The organism is Variovorax sp. 10N420 (genome assembly GCF_056394705.1).
In genome coordinates this window covers 133,145-151,037 of sequence record NZ_JBFTIJ010000002.1, presented here as the reverse complement: position 1 = coordinate 151,037, position 17,893 = coordinate 133,145, and the positions used below count along the sequence as shown (strand labels likewise).

18 protein-coding genes are annotated in these 17,893 nt (G+C 65.4%); 13 read left to right on the top strand and 5 right to left on the bottom strand.

What is annotated here, in order from left to right; genetic code table 11:
- Window positions 1-24: 24 nt before the first annotated feature.
- Window positions 25-999: a tripartite tricarboxylate transporter substrate-binding protein gene (locus AC1DEK_RS05170; protein ID WP_478124693.1), complete on the top strand. Its 975-nt coding sequence runs from the start codon at window positions 25-27 to the stop codon at window positions 997-999.
- Window positions 1,000-1,489: 490 nt separating this feature from the next.
- Window positions 1,490-2,071, top strand: coding sequence for a YdeI/OmpD-associated family protein (locus tag AC1DEK_RS05165; protein WP_478124146.1), 582 nt, complete (start codon window positions 1,490-1,492; stop codon window positions 2,069-2,071).
- Between the two features lie 33 nt (window positions 2,072-2,104).
- Here AC1DEK_RS05165 and AC1DEK_RS05160 read toward each other — a convergent pair whose 3' ends face one another.
- Complete coding sequence (locus tag AC1DEK_RS05160) at window positions 2,105-3,013, bottom strand: LysR family transcriptional regulator (RefSeq protein WP_478124145.1); 909 nt, start codon at window positions 3,011-3,013, stop codon at window positions 2,105-2,107.
- A gap of 377 nt (window positions 3,014-3,390) precedes the next feature.
- On the opposite strand from AC1DEK_RS05160, the gene AC1DEK_RS05155 reads away from it, so the two are divergent.
- The 6 genes from AC1DEK_RS05155 (at window position 3,391) to AC1DEK_RS05130 (ending at window position 9,204) form a co-directional block, all read left to right on the top strand.
- Window positions 3,391-4,044: a hydrolase gene (locus AC1DEK_RS05155; protein WP_478124144.1), complete on the top strand. Its 654-nt coding sequence runs from the start codon at window positions 3,391-3,393 to the stop codon at window positions 4,042-4,044.
- 17 nt (window positions 4,045-4,061) lie between these two features.
- Window positions 4,062-4,334 carry a DUF1427 family protein gene (locus AC1DEK_RS05150; protein WP_478124143.1) on the top strand — a complete coding sequence of 91 codons (273 nt, stop codon included), beginning with the start codon at window positions 4,062-4,064 and terminating at the stop codon, window positions 4,332-4,334.
- Between the two features lie 107 nt (window positions 4,335-4,441).
- Window positions 4,442-6,334, top strand: a complete 1,893-nt coding sequence (locus AC1DEK_RS05145) for an amidohydrolase (RefSeq protein WP_478124692.1) — start codon at window positions 4,442-4,444, stop codon at window positions 6,332-6,334.
- Between the two features lies 1 nt (window position 6,335).
- Window positions 6,336-6,731 carry a DoxX family protein gene (locus AC1DEK_RS05140; RefSeq protein ID WP_478124142.1) on the top strand — a complete coding sequence of 132 codons (396 nt, stop codon included), beginning with the start codon at window positions 6,336-6,338 and terminating at the stop codon, window positions 6,729-6,731.
- Window positions 6,724-8,349 (top strand): MFS transporter, encoded by a 1,626-nt coding sequence (locus AC1DEK_RS05135; RefSeq protein WP_478124141.1) that lies wholly within the window; start codon window positions 6,724-6,726, stop codon window positions 8,347-8,349. The genes AC1DEK_RS05140 and AC1DEK_RS05135 overlap by 8 nt, the downstream gene beginning before the upstream one ends.
- A 33-nt stretch (window positions 8,350-8,382) precedes the next feature.
- On the top strand, window positions 8,383-9,204 hold the full coding sequence (locus AC1DEK_RS05130) for an alpha/beta fold hydrolase (protein WP_478124140.1): 822 nt from the start codon (window positions 8,383-8,385) through the stop codon (window positions 9,202-9,204).
- Window positions 9,205-9,235: 31 nt separating this feature from the next.
- On the opposite strand, the gene AC1DEK_RS05125 is transcribed toward AC1DEK_RS05130, so the two are convergent.
- Genes AC1DEK_RS05125 through AC1DEK_RS05115 form a run of 3 tightly spaced genes read right to left on the bottom strand, consistent with a single transcriptional unit; the run spans window position 9,236 to window position 11,334 of the window.
- Complete coding sequence (locus tag AC1DEK_RS05125) at window positions 9,236-9,952, bottom strand: YoaK family protein (RefSeq protein WP_478124691.1); 717 nt, start codon at window positions 9,950-9,952, stop codon at window positions 9,236-9,238.
- Window positions 9,953-9,966: 14 nt separating this feature from the next.
- Window positions 9,967-10,335 carry a nuclear transport factor 2 family protein gene (locus AC1DEK_RS05120; protein ID WP_478124139.1) on the bottom strand — a complete coding sequence of 123 codons (369 nt, stop codon included), beginning with the start codon at window positions 10,333-10,335 and terminating at the stop codon, window positions 9,967-9,969.
- A gap of 48 nt (window positions 10,336-10,383) precedes the next feature.
- Entirely contained in the window at window positions 10,384-11,334 is a 951-nt protein-coding gene (locus tag AC1DEK_RS05115; RefSeq protein WP_478124690.1) for an AraC family transcriptional regulator, read from the bottom strand.
- 116 nt (window positions 11,335-11,450) lie between these two features.
- Between AC1DEK_RS05115 and AC1DEK_RS05110 the strand changes: the two genes are divergently transcribed.
- The 5 genes from AC1DEK_RS05110 to AC1DEK_RS05090 all read left to right on the top strand — a co-directional run bounded on the left by AC1DEK_RS05110 (window position 11,451) and on the right by AC1DEK_RS05090 (window position 16,897).
- The gene (locus tag AC1DEK_RS05110; protein ID WP_478124138.1) at window positions 11,451-12,683 is read left to right on the top strand and encodes an MFS transporter; all 1,233 of its coding nucleotides are present in this window, start codon (window positions 11,451-11,453) and stop codon (window positions 12,681-12,683) included.
- A 13-nt stretch (window positions 12,684-12,696) separates the two neighbouring features.
- A complete protein-coding gene (locus AC1DEK_RS05105) occupies window positions 12,697-13,731 on the top strand; it encodes an NADP-dependent oxidoreductase (protein ID WP_478124137.1) in 1,035 nt (344 codons plus the stop codon).
- A 141-nt stretch (window positions 13,732-13,872) separates the two neighbouring features.
- Entirely contained in the window at window positions 13,873-14,859 is a 987-nt protein-coding gene (locus AC1DEK_RS05100) for a tripartite tricarboxylate transporter substrate binding protein (RefSeq protein ID WP_478124689.1), read from the top strand.
- Between the two features lie 28 nt (window positions 14,860-14,887).
- The gene (locus tag AC1DEK_RS05095) at window positions 14,888-15,361 is read left to right on the top strand and encodes a tripartite tricarboxylate transporter TctB family protein (protein WP_478124136.1); all 474 of its coding nucleotides are present in this window, start codon (window positions 14,888-14,890) and stop codon (window positions 15,359-15,361) included.
- Between the two features lie 36 nt (window positions 15,362-15,397).
- Entirely contained in the window at window positions 15,398-16,897 is a 1,500-nt protein-coding gene (locus AC1DEK_RS05090) for a tripartite tricarboxylate transporter permease (protein ID WP_478124135.1), read from the top strand.
- A 19-nt stretch (window positions 16,898-16,916) separates the two neighbouring features.
- Here the strand turns inward: AC1DEK_RS05090 and AC1DEK_RS05085 are convergent, their stop codons facing one another.
- Window positions 16,917-17,861, bottom strand: coding sequence for an AraC family transcriptional regulator (locus AC1DEK_RS05085; RefSeq protein ID WP_478124134.1), 945 nt, complete (start codon window positions 17,859-17,861; stop codon window positions 16,917-16,919).
- Window positions 17,862-17,893: the final 32 nt, after the last annotated feature.

The following is a 17,893-nucleotide window of genomic DNA, read 5'->3' as shown; positions in this document are numbered from 1 at the left end:
GACATGATCAATTCAACGCGTTCAATGCGCTCAATGCGCTTCATTGCCGGCGTGGCATTGGCCAGCGCCGCTTCCGTGGCCCTCGCTGAATTTCCGGACAAGCCGATCACGCTGGTTGTGCCGTTCGCCGCGGGCGGCCCGACCGACAAGATCGCTCGCGACCTTGCCGAGGCGCTCCGCAAGCCGCTGGGCCAGACCATCGTCGTCGACAACGTCATCGGCGCGGGCGGCACGATCGGTTCGGCCAAGGTAGCCAGAGCCACTCCGGATGGCTACACCCTGCTGGTCAACCACATCGGCATGGCGACTGCGCCTGCCCTGTACCGGAAGCTGAGCTACAAGGTGCCCGACGATTTCGAGACGCTGGGCCTCGTCAACGAAGCGCCCTCGGTGGTGATTGGCAAGCCCTCGCTCCCGGCCAACAACTTTGCCGAGCTTCGTCAATGGATTGCAGCGAACGGGAACAAGGTGAACATCGCCAATGCGGGACTGGGATCCGCATCGCACCTTTGCGGCCTGATGTTCCAGAACGCGCTGAAGACCACCATGACGACGGTCCCCTACAAGGGAACGGCTCCCGCCATGACCGACCTGATCGGCGGCCAGGTCGACCTCATGTGCGAGCAAGCCGTCAACGCGGTGCCGCAGATCGAAGGCAAGAAGGTCAAGACCTATGGCGTGACGAGCCTGCAGCGCTTGCCGCTGCCGGCTCTCAAGGACACCGCGACGCTTTCGGAATCGGGCCTCAAGGACTTCGATGTGCAAGTCTGGCATGGGCTCTACGCACCCAAGGGAACGCCGCCGGCCGTGGTCGCCAAGCTGAACACTGCGCTCCGCGCCGCGTTGAAAGACCCTGAGTTGATCAAGCGCGAGGAGGCGCTTGGCCTGACCGTTGTGACCGACGACCGGCTCGAGCCGGCAAATCACAGGAAGTTCTTGGAAGCGGAGAAGAACCGCTGGGCGAAGGTGATCAAGGACGCTGGCGAATACGCGGACTGAATCCGACAAGAGCGAACCCTCGTTTGCTCTACACGGCAGGTGGACGTCTTGGCGTCCACCATCGCGCGGCTTTGGCATCGTACGAGCTTGGTTCAATTTCAATCGCCGAAGGCCGTCTTCGATGAGCCGCCAAGCCATTTCGTCTCCAGTGCTTTTCGCAAGACTGACGTCGAAGATCCGCCTGCGGCATCTTCAGCTGCTGGTCGCGGTCGATGAGTTCAAGAGTCTGCGGCGACGCGCGCGCTCGCGAGGTGGAAGCACTTCTGGACGGAGAGCTTTTCGACCGCCACCATCGAGGTATGTCACGGATCCGCAGACTACTGGACCCATTATTGGAAGTCATATGCGAAGAACGAATGAGGTATTCGCTATTTGAATGCGGCTTTCCGAAACCGGGATTCGAGTGCGGTTCCAGCCTAGGAGTTAAGAATGACACCTCTTCCCAAACTCTCCTCCGTCAGTGCGACACGTACACTTCCCGAGATAACCGATGAAACCTCCAGTGCAGCCCGATCCATGTCGATTTGCAACTCAACGCGCCTTCGAGTCTTGGCTGCGGAAGAACTGTTCGACATCCGACGGCATTTGGCTGCTCATTGCGAAAGCGGGTGCCGAGAAGGCGACCGTCACTTACCCGGAGGCACTGGAAGTGGCGCTTTGCTTCGGCTGGATCGACGGGCAGAAGAAGTCTGTTGACGCACAGCACTGGCTGCAGCGCTTCTCACCGCGACGTGCGCGGAGTTTGTGGTCGAAAGTCAACCGCGCGAAAGCGGAGGCGTTGATCGAATCGGGTCGAATGCAGCCCACTGGAATGGCCGAGATCGATCGAGCGAGAGCCGACGGGCGATGGGACGCAGCCTACGCCGGCGCGCGAACGGCGGTGGTGCCGCCTGATCTGCAGACTGCACTCGACGCCCAGCCCGAAGCACTGGGTTTCTTCACCCAATTGGACAGCGCGAACCGCTATGCAGTGCTGTGGCGGATCGAGACTGCCAAGAAGCCCGAGACACGTTCCCGTCGGATCGAAAAGCTCGTGGCGATGCTGGCACGAGGCGAGAAGATCCACGGCTAGAGCGCGTCCCGCAGTCCCGCAGGCACCTTGGCATCACACTGATTTCGGCAACAAGGCGGGCACCAACTGCCGGTTGAGCTGCTTCACCCACCATTTGAGGGCCTCCCCCATCACGCCGTTCTTCCAGCCGAGCCAGAACGCTTCCGGCGGGCGCGGTTCCTCGGTCTGCAGCTCGACCAGCGTGCCTCGTGCCAGTTCGCCGCCGATGCAGGCGCGCGGCAGAAAACCATGTCCGAGCCCGGCGACCTGGCAGGCCACCTTGGCGGCCATCGAGGGCACGGCGATCCGTGGCTGTCCCGCGAGCAGTCCGACCGTGCGTTCGGACAGCGTTCGCGCGCTGTCGCTAACCACGATGGCGTTGTGCTCCAGAAGGTCGCCGCGCCCCAGTGGCCGCTTGACGCGCGTCAGGGCATGGGTGGGCGCGACACAGAAGGCGAAGTCGAGGCTGCCCACCATCACTGCCTCGTAGCCGCCGCCCGCAGGCCCTTCGCCCGCGGCGATGACCACGTCGGCACGGCCCTCGCGCAGTGCCTCCCAACTGCCGGTGAGCGCCTCGCAGCCGATGCGCAGCCGCGTGCCGCAGCGCAGGGCCTCGAAGGCGCGCACATCATCGATGAGCGCCACTGTCGGGATCAGCGAGTCGTGCACCAGCCGCAGCTCCGATTCGAACCCGGTGGCGATCTGCCGCATGCGCGACTCGAGCTCGCTCGCAGCTCCCAGCAGCCAGCGCCCCTCCTTGAGCATTTCGCTGCCGGCGGCGGTCAGCGTCACGCGTGGGCCGTTGCGCTCGAACAGTTGCATACCGAGTTGATCTTCGAGCTTGCCGACCGCATAGGAAATCGTGGAGGGCACCTTGTTCAGGCGCACGGCGGCGGCCGCGAACGAGCCGTGGCGGTCGATGGCGTCGACCACCTCGATGGCTTCCAGGCTGAGCTTGAGCACGCGGGGGTTCCTTGGCGATGAACAGGTTTGTCGGGCGATGTTCGAAAAATTCGCTCATAGAGGCCTAAAAGTTTCGCCGAAGGGCCACGCCTCCGGCCCGAAGATTCATTCCGTCGCTCGGAAGTCCTTCGGGCGGCAAGAGTGAATTCAATCGAACTCGAACATCGCAAAGGAGCGAATCATGCCGGAAATCCGCCGCGGTGGCCTCCGCACTTGGGCGCACCGGCACATGAAACTGTCTGCCCTTCGAGGGTCGGCAAACGTCCAAAACATCTGATTAATCGACAAGACAGGCACCCCTCTCCGAAACGAGGATGCATGCCCCACCAGCAAGCCCCATCCCTTCCTTTCTCACCCAACCCAACACGAGTCACTGCATGTCCATCCAAGCCACCCCGACCGCCGGCGCCAAGCTCCTCACCCCCAGGGACCACATGCTGGTCATGATCGACTTCCAGTCGCAGATGGCCTTTGCCACGCATTCGATCGACGCGGTCAACCTGCGCAACAACGCGGCGCTGGTCGCGAATGCCGCTGCCGGCTTCGGCGTGCCGACCATCCTCACCACCGTGGCCGAGAAGAGTTTCTCGGGCCCGATGTTCAGCGAAATCACCGATGCCTTCCCGGGTCAGAAGATGCTCGACCGCACATCGATGAACACCTGGGAAGACGCGGCCGTCATCGCACGCGTCAACGAAATCGGCAAGCCGCGCATCGTGCTGTCGGGCCTGTGGACCGGCGTGTGCATCGTCGGGCCTGCGCTGTCGGCCATCGACCAGGGCTTCGAGGTGTTCGTGATCGCCGACGCGTGCGGCGACGTGTCCGCCGAGGCGCACAACCGCGCGATCGACCGCATGGTGCAGGCTGGGGCGCGGCCCATGACCTCGCTGCAGTACCTGCTCGAACTGCAGCGCGACTGGGCCCGCACCGACACTTACGAGCTGACCACCGGCATCGCGAGGAAGTTCGGCGGCGCCTACGGCCTGGGCGTGACCTACGCCAAGACCATGTTCGGCGCGCACGAAGGCTGAGCGCGTTGGTGATCAAGATGAAGCCCTACGTTCTGTCGCTTGCGCTCGGCCTGCTGGTCGGCGTGATCTATGCGCTGTTCCAGGTGCGCTCGCCGGCCCCGCCGGTCATTGCGCTTGTCGGACTTCTGGGGATCCTGCTCGGCGAGCAGATCCCGCCGCTCATCAAAAGCGTGCTCAAGCCCGACGCGGTGACCACCTCGTGGCTGCACCACCAGGTCAAGCCGCATGTGTTCGGTGAGCTGCCGCAATCCGAGAAGGCGGCCCCGGCCGCCACGGCACGCAAGACGTGATGAGCGATTCTTTCGACGAACAACGCCGCCGGCTGTGCCTGGGCACACTCGGCGCTGCCATTGCTGGAACGGCGATGGCCCTACCCGATGCTTCAAGGAAATCCGACATGGCGGGAGATGACACACCCGATCTGATTCTTCACAACGGACGCTTCACCACGCTGGACCGGGCCAACCCCATGGCCAGCGCCGTGGCCATCAAGAACGGGCGCTTCCTGCGCGTCGGCCGCCGTGAAGACGTGCTGCCGCTGGCTGCCAGCGGAACCCGCGTGATCGATCTGCAAGGCAAGACCGTGTTGCCGGGCCTCATCGACAACCACCTGCACATCATCCGCGGCGGACTCAACTACAACTTCGAGTTGCGCTGGGACGGGGTGCGCAGCCTGGCGGACGCCATGGGCATGCTCCGGCGCCAGGTTGCGATCACGCCGGCGCCGCAATGGGTGCGCGTGGTGGGCGGCTTCACCGAACACCAGTTCGCCGAGAAGCGCCTGCCGACCATTGGCGAGCTCAACGCGGTGGCGCCCGACACGCCCGTGTTCATCCTGCATCTGTACGACCGCGCGCTGCTCAACGGTGCAGCGTTGCGCGCCGTGGGCTACACCAAGGACACGCCGGCGCCGCCCGGCGGCGAGATCGTCCGCGACAGCACAGGCAACCCCACGGGCCTGCTACTCGCAAAGCCCAATGCGTCCATCCTCTACGCCACGCTGGCCAAGGGACCGAAGCTGCCGCTGGACTATCAGGTCAACTCGACCCGCCACTTTATGCGCGAGCTCAACCGGCTGGGCGTGACCGGCGCCATCGATGCGGGCGGCGGCTTCCAGAACTACCCCGAGGACTACCAGGTGATCCAGCAGCTGGCCGATGCCGGCCAACTCACCATCCGTCTGGCCTACAACCTGTTCACGCAGAAGCCCAAACAGGAAAAGCAGGACTTCCTGAACTGGACGGCCACCTCCAGGTACAAGCAGGGCGACGACTACTTTCGGCACAACGGCGCGGGCGAGATGCTCGTGTTCTCCGCGGCGGATTTCGAGGACTTCCGCCAGCCGCGTCCCGACATGGCGCCCGAGATGGAAGGCGAGCTCGAGGAGGTCGTGCGCGTGCTCGCGCAGAACCGCTGGCCATGGCGCCTGCACGCCACCTATGACGAGACCATCGACCGCGCACTCGATGTATTTGAGAAGGTCAACCAGGACACGCCCCTGGCGGGCCTGAACTGGTTCTTCGACCATTGCGAGACCATCTCCGAGAAGTCGATCGATCGCATTGCGGCACTCGGCGGCGGCATCGCCGTTCAGCATCGCATGGCCTACCAGGGCGAGTACTTCGTCGAGCGCTACGGCGCTGGCGCGGCCGAGGCCACGCCGCCGGTCAAGCGCATGCTGGAGAAGGGCGTGAACGTTTCGGCTGGCACCGACGCGACGCGCGTGGCCTCGTACAACCCGTGGGTGTCGCTGTCGTGGCTGGTCACGGGCCGCACCGTGGGCGGCATGCAGCTCTACCCGCAGCGCAATTGCGTGGACCGCGAGACCGCGCTGCGCATGTGGACGGAAAAGGTGACCTGGTTCTCCAACGAGGTCGGCAAGAAGGGCCGCATCGAAGCCGGCCAACTGGCTGACCTGATCGTGCCCGACCGGGACTACTTCGCGTGCGCTGAATCGGACATTGCAGACACCACGGCGCTGCTGACCATGGTGGGCGGCAAGATCGTCTACGGCGCCGGCCCGTTCGCCTCACTCGACGAAGGCACACCGCCCGCAGCCATGCCCGACTGGTCGCCCGCACGCACCTTCGGCGGCTATGCAGGTTGGGCCGACACGAAGGAGGGCGCACCGATGCAGAAGGTGCTGCGCAAGGCTGCAGCGGACTGCGGCTGCGCCAACAACTGCAACGTGCACGGGCACCGGCACGCCACCGCATGGAGCAGCAAGCTGCCGATTGCCGACCTGAAGAGCTTCTGGGGCGCGCTCGGTTGCGCCTGCTGGGCGGTCTGAGATGCGCTGGACCTTTTCACCCGCGCTGCGCTGGATCGCGTTGCTGCTGCTGTGCGCTGCCTACCTGCAGGGCGGCTTCAACAAGGCCACCGACTTCGCGTCCGCCGTTGCCGAGATGAACCACTTCGGCGTGTCTCCCGCGGCGCCGATGGCCATGGCCGTCATCGTGCTGGAACTGGGTGCCTCGGCCCTCATCCTGACGGGCTTCTACCGCTGGCTGGGCGCCCTGGCGCTGGGCGCGTTCACGCTGTTCGCCACGTTCGTGGCGCTGCGCTTCTGGGAAATGCCGCAACCCGAACGCTTCATGGCCGCGAACTCGTTCTTCGAGCACCTCGGGCTGGTCGGCGGCTTCCTGCTGGTGGCGTGGCATGACTTGAAGGCGCGCGCGAATGGCTGAGATCACCGACTCCCCGACTCCTGCAGTCTCTGCAGAACCCGCAGGTTCCGCGAAGGCTGCGAGCGGCTTTGCGCCGCTGCGCCAGCCGGTGTTCGCCGTGCTGTGGACCGCCACCGTGCTCGGCAACATCGGCAGCTTCATGCGCGACGTGGCCAGTTCCTGGCTCGTGACCGATCTTTCGGCCAGCCCCACCGCGGTGGCGTTGATCCAGACGGCGGCCACGCTGCCGATCTTCTTGCTCGCCATTCCGGCGGGCGTGCTCTCGGACATCCTCGACCGCCGCCGCTTCCTGATCTTCGTGCAGCTGGTGCTCGCGAGCGTCAGCGGCACGCTGCTGGTGCTCTCGCACACGGGCTCGCTCACTGTCCAGTACCTGATCGCGCTGACCTTCGTGGGCGGCATCGGTGCGGCGCTGATGGGGCCGACGTGGCAGTCGATCGTGCCCGAACTGGTGCCCAGGTCCGACCTGAAGAGCGCGGTGGCATTGAATTCACTGGGCATCAATATCGCGCGATCGATCGGGCCTGCCGCGGGCGGGCTGATCCTTGCGAGCTTCGGCGCAGCCCTGACCTACGGCGCCGATGTGCTGAGCTATGTCTTCGTCATTGCCGCGCTGATCTGGTGGAAGCGCCCGGCCGCGGTGGACAGCGGGCTGTCGGAGAACTTCCTGGGCGCCTTCCGGGCCGGCTTGCGCTACACGCGCGCCAGCAAGGAACTGCACCGCGTGATGCTGCGTGCGGCGGTGTTCTTCCTGTTCGCGAGTTCGGTTTGGGCGCTGCTGCCGCTCGTGGCGCGTCAGATGCTGGGCGGAACGGCCGGCTTCTACGGCGTGCTTCTGGGGGCGGTGGGCGCAGGCGCCATCGCAGGCGCGCTCGTCATGCCGCGCCTGCGCGCGCTGCTCGACGCCGATGGCCTGGTGCTGCTGGCGTCGGTCATCACTGCCAGCGTTATGGCTGCGCTGGTGTTCGCGCCGCCGAAGTGGCTGGCCTTGCTGCTGCTGTTGCTGCTGGGCCTGGGCTGGATCATTGCGCTGACCACGCTCAACGGCGTGGCGCAGGCGATCCTGCCGAACTGGGTGCGCGGTCGCGGACTGGCGGTGTACCTCACCGTGTTCAATGGCGCGATGGCGGCTGGCAGCCTCGGCTGGGGCCTTGTGGCGCAGGCGATCGGGGTGCCGTACACACTCGTGGCGGGCGCTGCCGGCCTCCTGGTCGTGGCGCTGCTGTTCCATCGTGCGAGGCTGCCTGCGGGCGAGTCGGACCTGCAGGCATCCAACCACTGGCCCGAGCCGCTGGTGACCGAGCCCGTCGCGAACGACCGTGGCCCGGTGATGGTGCAGATCGAGTACCGCATCCGCAAGGAAGACCGCCCCGCATTCCTCGACGCGATGAAGCGCCTGTCCCTGGAGCGCCGCCGCGACGGTGCCTATGCCTGGGGGGTGACCGAGCACACAGGCGACGCCGAGCGCGTGATGGAGTGGTTCCTGGTGGAATCATGGGCCGAGCACCTGCGGCAGCATCACCGCGTCTCGCACGCCGATGCCGATCTGCAGAGCGAGGCTGTGCGTTTCCACATCGGGCCCGAGAAGCCGGTGGCGCATCATTTTCTTTCGCTCTGATCCTTCGTTCCCCTTCACTTCACAGAAAAATCCATGACCACTCTCACCTTGCGCGACGGCACCGAGCTCTACTACAAGGACTGGGGCTCGGGCCAGCCCATCGTCTTCAGCCACGGCTGGCCCCTGAGCGCCGACATGTGGGATGCCCAGATGCTGTTCTTCGCGGAGCGCGGCTACCGCACCATTGCCTTCGACCGCCGCGGCTTTGGCCGCTCGAGTCAGCCCTGGACCGGCTATGACTACGACACCTTCGCCGACGATATTGCCGAGCTGATCGAGAAGCTCGACCTGAAGGATGTGGTCCTCGCGGGCTTTTCGATGGGCGGCGGCGATGTCGCTCGCTACATCGCACGCAAGGGCTCGGCACGCATCGCCAAGCTTGCGCTCATCAGCGCCGTGACGCCGCTGTTCATGAAGACTGCCGACCATCCCGTGGGCCCCGATGCCTCGCTGTTCGCCGGCATCCGCGCCGGGCTGGCCGCCGATCGTCCGCAGTTCCTGGACGACTTCAGCACGCTGTTCTACGGCACCAACCGCCCTGGCGCGAAGGTGTCGCAGGGCGTGTTCAAGCAAACGCTGCAAATCGCGCTGCAGGCTTCGATCAAGGCCACCATCGACTGCGTGACGGCGTTCTCTGAGACCGACTTCCGCCCCGACATGGCAAAGATCGACGTGCCCACGCTCGTGATTCACGGCGACGATGATCAGGTGGTGCCGGTCGAGGCGACGGGAAAGCTCGCAGCGGAAATGATCAAGGGCGCCCAGCTCAAGGTCTACGCTGGTGCGCCGCACGCCACCTGCAATACCCACGCCGATCAGGTCAATGCCGACCTGCTGGCGTTCATCCAGGGCTGACGCTGCTTGCGCCCGTAAGGGCGCGCCGGCTCTACAGGTGAGGCACCGAAATCGGCGGCGCCGCTGCCGCCTCGCCCTCGTGCGTGCCGCGTTGCAGCAGCACCGAACATGCGGCGAGCACAGGCGGCACCGCAAAGCACCACACGTTCCACCGCATGAAGATGAGCGCGGCTGCCGCGCAGCCCGCGGCGAACCAGGCCACCGCCGCGGCCATGCGCCGCATGCGAGCTTGCGCGGCGGCGGCTTCTTCCGGTGGCTTCCCGCCGCGCAGCAGGTCGGCCAGATCGATCATCACCTGTGTCGTCGTGCCGGTCATCAGCGTCGTGGGGGGCGCGCTGCCGAAGTGGATGCGGTGCACGGCGTTCTGGATCGCCATGGCTGATACCAGCACAAGGCCAGCGAGCATCGCCATCGCGCTGTCGCCATCCGGGAAAGGGCCGAAGCGAATCGCGAGCACACCGCCCACCAGCAGCAGGGCCGTTTTGAGCACCAGCATCGTGCGCAGCACGGGGAGCCCCAGCCCCGGGAGGCCATAGCTCAGCCAGCGCGCGAGCACCACCACAGCGCAGAACACGGGCAAGGCCAGCAGCTTGGTGAGGGCGCCCGAGCTTCCATGCACAAATGCCGCGCCGATGGTCACGAAGTTGCCCGTCACATGGGCCGTGAACAGGCCATGCAGCGCGAGGAAGCCGGCCGTGTCCACGAAGCCGCCGTTGAGGCTCATGAGTTGGGGCAGGGTGGGTTTCATCAGCACGAGACGCTCTACTTGGGGATTCTCTGCGCGGGGTCGTAGAAGAAGGTTTCCTCGACGATGCGTTCGTCCTGCCAGCGCTGCCATGCGACTTCCTCCATGTGGGTGCGCGTGCCATCGAGCCAGTCGAACTCGAAGATCCAGCGAATGGCCACGTGGTCGCCGCTCACCATCACGGGTCTGACGCAGTGGGAGTGAATGGCCTTCGCTTTCTTGAGAATCGCGCGTTCGTTGGCGATTGCCTGATCGCGGCCGACACGCGGCGCGGACTGGTTTTCGTACATCACGACGTCGGGAGCATAGAAGGCCTCGACGGCCTCCGCGTGGGTGTTGGCCTCGACGAGTGCGACGAAGCGTTCAATGGTGTCTGGCGTAGGCATCGGCAGGTCTTTCGATGAAGAAGGGTAAGAGCGAAAAGCTGAAGGCGGCTAGAGCCCGCGTGCCGCGCTCGGGGAGTGCCCGACGATGCGCTTGAACGCGCGGCTGAACGATGCCTCCGAGTCATAGCCCAGCCGATCGGCCGCCACGGCCACGCGCACCCCGTCGTTGGCAATCCAGCGGCGGGCTTGCGCCATCTTCAGCTTGGCGACGTACTTTGCCGGACTCTCGCCTACCGTGGCGCTGAACGCTTCGGCAAAGCTCGAGCGTGACGCGCCCATCAGCTTGGCGAGCACCGGCACGCTCCAGTCGCGTGCGGGATCGGCATGGATGGCGGCCAGCACCTGGCCGACCTTGGGGCACTGCACGGCGGCGATCCACCCCGTGGAGTCGCTGCATTCGCACTCGACCCATGCGCGGATGATGGTGGCGGCCAGCACGTCCGCCATGCGCGCGAGGATGCCGCAGGCGCCAATGCGGTCCAGCGCGATCTCGCGCTCCATGGCGTTCAGCAGCACGGGCACCGTGGGATCCTTCTTGGCAAGGTCGCCCGCGCGCATGACGTCCGGCATCATCGCCAGCAGTGGGTGCAGCGGGTCCAGGTTGAAGCGCATGGCGCCGCAGAACATCACGTCGGCGGGCGCTGCGTCGTTGCGTTCGTCGGCTCCGCGCACCAGGTAGATGTTGTCGGAAACGGGCACGCGCCCCAGCGAATCGATGTCCAACGCGGGCACCTGCGGGTCGCTGGCCAGCACATGGGCGCTGCCTCTGGGCAGCAGCACCGCGTCGCCCGGGTTGAGCTGCAGCCAGCCAGTCGACGCGGTGTGCAGCCAGCAGGCGCCGTGCGCGACGAAGTGAAACCGCGCATCGCGCTGCGCCGGGAATGCGATGGCCCAGGGCGCGTGCATCAGGCAGCGTCCGTATTCCACACCGTCCAGGCGCAGGTCCAGCAGGATGCGCGTGAGCATGTCGAGGCTTCCGGTGGAGTCGGATCGGTCCATCGGCGCATCACGCGATGAGTTGGAGAAATCGTCAAGCATTTCGGATATTCAGGTATGGGATCGCCGGGATGGTATTCCTACACTTTCTGGTCTGCTTCCAACAACCGAATGACCTTGTGCCCTCTTCATCTTGCTCAGAATGCATCGCAGCCGGCGCGCAAGCGCCAGGGCTTCTTGCCACCTCTCCCAACACCGAAGCGTCGGCTCGTTGGCCCGCAGTGGCTTCGCTCGCGCTCGGCGTGTTCGGGCTCGTCACCGCAGAGTTCTTGCCCGCGAGCCTGCTGACGGCCATCGCGAATGACCTTGGGGTAAGCAACGGTGCCGCGGGCCAGGCGGTCACCGCCACCGCGCTGGTCGGTGCCGTGGCCGCACCTGCCATCCCGTTGCTCACCCGCCGCTTCGATCGCAAGTCGGTGCTGCTGGCGTTGATGGTGCTGCTGGTGATCTCCAACGTCCTGGCGGTCACGGCGCACAGTCTGCCTGCGCTGCTGGTCGCGCGCGTGCTGCTCGGCGTGGCGCTCGGCGGTTTTTGGTCGATGGCCGCGGCGCTTGCGATGCGGCTGGTTCCCGAGAACCTCTTTGCGCGTGCGATGTCGCTGGTGCTCACTGGCGTCTCCGTGGCCACTGTCAGCGCCGCGCCAATCGGTGCGTGGATGGGCGCGATGTGGGGCTGGCGCAGCGCGTTCATGGCTGCAGGCGTGGTCAGTGTGCTGACGCTCCTCGTGCAGGTCCTCACGGTGCCGTCGCTGCCTCCACGCGACAACCCGAACCTGCGCGTGCTGGGCCAGTTGCTGCAGCGCTCCGGCGTGCGCGTTGCGCTGCTGGCCGTGCTGCTGGTGATCTCCGGCCACTTCGCGGGCTTCACCTACATCCGCCCCTTGATGGAGAACGTCACGCATCTGTCGGTCAGCGCGATCTCCGGCGTTCTGCTGGCCTATGGCATCGGCGGCTTCTTCGGCAACTTTGCGGGCGGCTTCATCGCCGAACGCAGCGAACGCCGGGCGATTGTGTCGGGTGCGGCGCTGATCGTGGCGATGGCCGCGAGCTTGTGGGTGGCCGGCGATTCGTTTGTCGTCACGGCAGGCGCCATTGCGCTGTGGGGCTTCGCGTTTGGCGCGTTCCCCGTGGGATTCCAGACCTGGATCGTGCGTGTCGCGCCGGACCAGGCCGAGGGTGCGGGCGGCTTGCTGGTGGCAGCGTTCCAGATCGCCATTGCGATCGGCGCGATCGGCGGCGGCATGCTGGTCGACCATGTCGGAGCGCTCGGTGGGCCGATCTTTGCAGTCGTGGCTGTCGCTTTGGGTCTGCTGCTGACGCTGCGTTTTGGACCTCGGCCGGCGATCGCTTGATGTCGCACTCGGCATGTCATCCATGAATTCAATCAACCGTCGCATCACGCTGGCTGCTCATCCAAGCGGCCTGCCGACACCGCAAGACTTTCGCATTCAAAGAGAGGCTGTACCGAAACCAGCCGAGGGCCAAGTGCTGCTGCGGACGCTCTACCTTTCCGTCGACCCCTACATGCGCAACCTGATGGAGGCCGTTGGGCCCGGCTACGCGCCGCCCGTCGCGCTCGGCGCCACCATGGTCGGCGGCACAGTCAGCCGCGTGGTGGCGTCGCGCAACGCAAAGATGCCGGTGGGTGAACTGGTGCTGGCGAATGCCGGCTGGCAAGACTATGCGCTGTCCGATGGCAGCGACCTGCTGACCCTAGGCGACATGGCGCAGCCTTCGCTCGCGCTGGGCGGACTCGGCATGACGGGCTTCACGGCCTATGTGGGCCTGCTCGATATCGGCAAGCCCAAGGCGGGCGAGACGGTGGCCGTGGCGGCGGCGACCGGTGCCGTTGGGGCTGTGGTCGGGCAACTGGCCAGGTTGAAAGGCGCGCGCGTGGTCGGCATCGCGGGCGGCGCGGACAAGTGCCGCGCCGCGGTGGAGGTGCTTGGCTTCGATGCCTGCGTCGATCGGCATGACCCGCGCTTCGCAGAGCTGCTGACCCTGGCATGCCCTGACGGCATCGATGTGTACTTCGAGAACGTCGGCGGAGCGGTGTTCGACGCCGTCTTGCCGTTGCTGAACATCGGCGCGCGCGTGCCCGTATGCGGCTTCATCTCGCACTACAACGATGCCGACAAGCCGACGGGCCCTGATCGCCTGCCGGGCCTGATGTCCAAGCTGCTGGCCCGGCGCATCCACATGCAGGGCTTCATCATCCTCGACCACTACGGCGAGCGCTTCGACGCATTCCGGCGCGAGATGGGCGGCTGGATCGCCGCCGGCCGCGTGAAGTTGCAGGAAGACGTCGTCGACGGACTGGAGCAGGCACCCGACGCACTCATACGGCTGCTGCAGGGCGGAAACTTCGGCAAGGTGGTCGTGCGCGTTGCCCAGGATTGACCTTGCCTCATTTCCGGGGGCCCGCGATCCTGACCACAGGCTGATCACGGCCGCAAGGCGTAATTCGCCCTAGTGCTCTTTGGGGAAAACAGTGCGAGAAATGGGTTGCCTAGGCTCAAAAAGGAGACACCCAAGATGACGATGCACGTCCGTTCTCGCCGTTCCCTTGTCCTGCATGCGCTTGCCGCTGGAATGATCGTGCTGGCTTCCGGCACGTCCGCGCTGGCCCAGACCTATCCGACCCGGCCGATCACGCTCATCGTGCCTTGGGGCGCTGGTGGCGGCACGGATGCCACGGCTCGCATCGTCGCGAGCCTGCTCGAGAAGGAGCTGAACCAGCCGGTGACCGTGGTGAACCGCACCGGCGGAAGCGGCGTGGTGGGCCATGCCGCCATTGCCTCGGCACCGCCGGACGGCTACACGATCGGACTCGCAACGGTCGAAATCGGCATGATGCACTGGCAAGGCTTGACCGAGCTTTCGGGTGCGTCGTACACGCCCATCGGGCTGGTCAACGCCGATCCGTCGGCGATCGAGGTCCGTGCCGACGCACCCTACAAGAGCGTGACTGACCTGCTCGCGGCCATCAAGGCGAATCCGGGCAAGCTCAAGGCATCCGGGACAGGGCAGGGCGGCATCTGGCATCTCGCGATTGCCGGCCTGCTGCGCGACCAGAAGATCGACCCGGCGGCCGTTGCATGGGTACCCAGCAATGGCGCGGCGCCCGGCCTTCAGGACATGGTGGCCGGCGGCATCGACATCGCGCCGGTCTCCCTACCCGAAGCGCGGCCGCTGATCGACGCGGGCAAGGTCAAGAGCCTGGCCATCATGAGCGACAAGCCGTCGGCGCTGTACCCCAACATCCCGACGCTGAAGTCCGTCACGGGCAGCGACTGGACGATGGCCGCCTGGCGCGGCATCGTCGCTCCCAAGGGCATCCCGCCGGAGGTGCGCGATCGCCTGGGCGCCGCGGTGAAGAAAGTCGCCGCCAGCAAGGAGTATGGGGACTTCATGGCTTCGCGCGGATTTGGCGTCGTCTACGCGGATCCCGAGGCTTTCGGAAAATACATGGCCAAGTCGGACGCCGAACTCGGCGCGACCATGAAGGCCGTCGGTATCGCGAAATGATGCGCCCTGGCCTCTGCCCGGTGACGTCATGAAATTGAACGACGCGGTTTTCGGCTGCGTCCTGCTGGCGCTGGGGATCGCGGTACTTCTGGTGGTGCAGAGCTATCCACCCATCCCCGGCCAGCAGGTCGGACCGGCGCTGTTCCCGGGGCTGATCGCTTTCGCCCTGTGCGTGTGCGGCGCGGCGTTGACCATCAGTGGCTGGCGCAGGCGCCATGACACTGGCTGGTTCAAGCCCGGGGATTGGGTGAAGTCGCCCAGGCATGTGGTGGCGTTCTGCGCAGTCATCGGCAGCGTGCTGTTCTACATGGTGGCCGTCGACAAGCTCGGCTTCCTGATCACGGCCACCTTGCTGCTGACGGCTGTCATGTCGGCATTGCGCGTTCCGCCGTGGCGCTCGTTGCTGGTGGCGGTCATTGCGACGCTGCTCATCCACGCCGCGTTCTACAAACTGCTTCGCGTTCCGCTGCCATGGGGCCTGCTCACGCCCTACGCCTGGTAGGCCGCCCGCAACAACGCCACCGAGGATCGAACACGCATGTCGACAGCTCTCGCGCAGGCTTTTGCCATGGTGTTCGACCCGTACACCGTGCTGGTCATGATCGCTGCATCGCTGTACGGGCTCTTCGTGGGCGCGGTGCCGGGGCTCTCCGCGACCATGGCCGTGGCCTTGCTGGTGCCGGTCACTTTCTTCATGGCGCCGATTCCTGCCATTGCCGCGATGGTGACGTCCACCGCGATGGCCATCTTCTCCGGCGACATTCCCGGTTGCCTGCTTCGCATCCCCGGAACGCCTGCCTCGGCGGCTTATACCGATGAGGCTTTCGCCATGACCCGCAAGGGCCAGGCCGAAGTCGCTCTTGGTGCGGGTCTGGTGTTCTCGGCCGTCGGCGGTCTCTTCGGCACCGCGGTGCTGATCGTGGCGTCGCCTGCGCTGGCCGACTTCGCACTCAACTTCAGTTCCTTCGAGTACTTCTGGCTCGTGTTGCTGGGCCTGACCTGCGCCGTGTTCATCACGTCGGACCGGCCGCTCAAAGGCGTCGTGACGCTCTTGCTCGGCTTGCTCGTGGCGTGCGTGGGCTTGGGCAACCCGGCTGGCTTTCCGCGCTTCACTTTCGGCAACGCCGAGATGACTGGCGGCATCGGCATGATCCCGATGATGATCGGCATGTTCGCGATTTCGGAGGTGATCCGCTATGCCGTCGACACGCTGCCGCCGGCCGAGTTGGTGGTCGAGAAGGTCGGCAGTGTCCTGGCGGGCCAATGGGCGCTGGCAAAGAAATACCCGCTTCAGATCTTGCGCGGCAGTGCGCTGGGCACGGTCGTCGGCGCATTGCCTGGTGCCGGTGCCGACATCGCGGCCTGGATGTCCTATGCGATGAGCAAGAAGTTGTCCAAGGAGCCGGAGAAGTTCGGCACTGGCCACGTCGAGGGCATCGTCGAATCGGGCTCTGCGAACAACAGCGCCTTGGCGGGTGCGTGGATCCCGGCATTGGTGTTCGGCATTCCGGGAGACTCCATCACGGCGATCGTGATCGGTGTGCTCTACATGAAAAACCTCAACCCCGGGCCGACCCTCTTCACCACGAACCCGCAGAATATCTATGCGGTGTTCATACTTTTCATCGTGGCCAACCTCATCATGATCCCGCTCGGGATCCTGTGCATCAAGGTGTCCAAGCGCATCCTTCGGGTGCCGCGCAACCTGCTGATGCCGCTCATCCTGATCTTCTGCATCGTCGGCGCGTTTGCCATCAACAATTCGCTCTTCGACATCGGCGTGATGCTGGTCGCCGGCATCGTTGCCTACTTGCTCGAGGAGAACGATTTCCCGATCGCTCCGGCCATTCTGGGCGTGGTGCTGGGCGGCATGCTCGAAGAGAACTTCATCACGTCAATGATCAAGTCCGACGGCAATCTCCTGGGCTTCGTCTCGCGTCCGATCGCTGCTTCGCTGGCAGTCTTGTCGGTGCTGATCTGGGTTGTTCCGGTGCTTCGAGGACTGCGGCGCAAGCGTTCAGTCCAGGCTGCGGCCTGACAGGAACGTACGCCTACTATCAAATGCACCCGCGGGCCTGGCTAGGCGTCTGGCCAAAGCGGGCGCGATAGGCCCGATTGAAGGTGGAGACTTCGTCGAAGCCCCAGTCGGCGGCAATGTCCGCGATGGGCCGCTTCGGTTGTTCCTTGAGCACTCGATGGCATTCATCGAGGCGGCATTGCCGCAGGTAGCCGCTGAAGGTGTGACCGAACTCGCCGAGGATCTTGAAGAGATAGCTGCGCGAAATGCCGAGTTCGGCGCACGCCGCGTCCGGCGTGAGGCTGCGGTCGGACAGGCGGTTTCTCATCAGCGCGAGGATGCGGTCGCGCATCTCGCACCGGAGCCTGTCGGCGCGGGTGTCCGGTTTTTCCGACACTTGTGCGCGGGACAACAGGTCGCTGCAGTGCCCCACCATCAGTGACTGCACCTGCAGCAGGTCCTGCGAGGGCAGTTCGTGCACCAGCCGCATGTAGTTGGCCAGAATGCGCCCCGTGCCGCCGTCGCCCGTCAGCACGGGCGACACAAGGCGCCCACGACGGCCGAGTCGCGGCCGCAAGAGCGCGTCATCGATCTCGATGCAGAACATGCTGAAGCTCGAGCGGAAGTCGACTTCCCATGTGGACGCGCAGTCGACCACGTAGATGTCGCCGGGTCCGGCCCGCAGCGCGCGGCCATCTTGTCGGACCACCACCTCGCCGGCGCGCATCAGGTTCACGAAGAAGGGCGCGCTTTGCTGGCGCGCGAGGCCGCTGCTCGAGAGCCGGACTTCATGCGCTTCGGCCGTGATGGTCGAACTGCGCAACTCAGGAAGCATGAGGCCGTCGATGCGGCCCTTGAAGCCGGGCGCTTCGGCGCGTTCGGGCTCGAGGGGTACGTAGGCGTCGCAGATGGCATCGCGCCAGTAGGCGAATTGCTCGCCAGGCCGGACGATCTGAGTGCTGCGGTGATAGGACGAGTCGTTCATGGGTCAACTGAAGGAGCGCGCCGATCATGCCA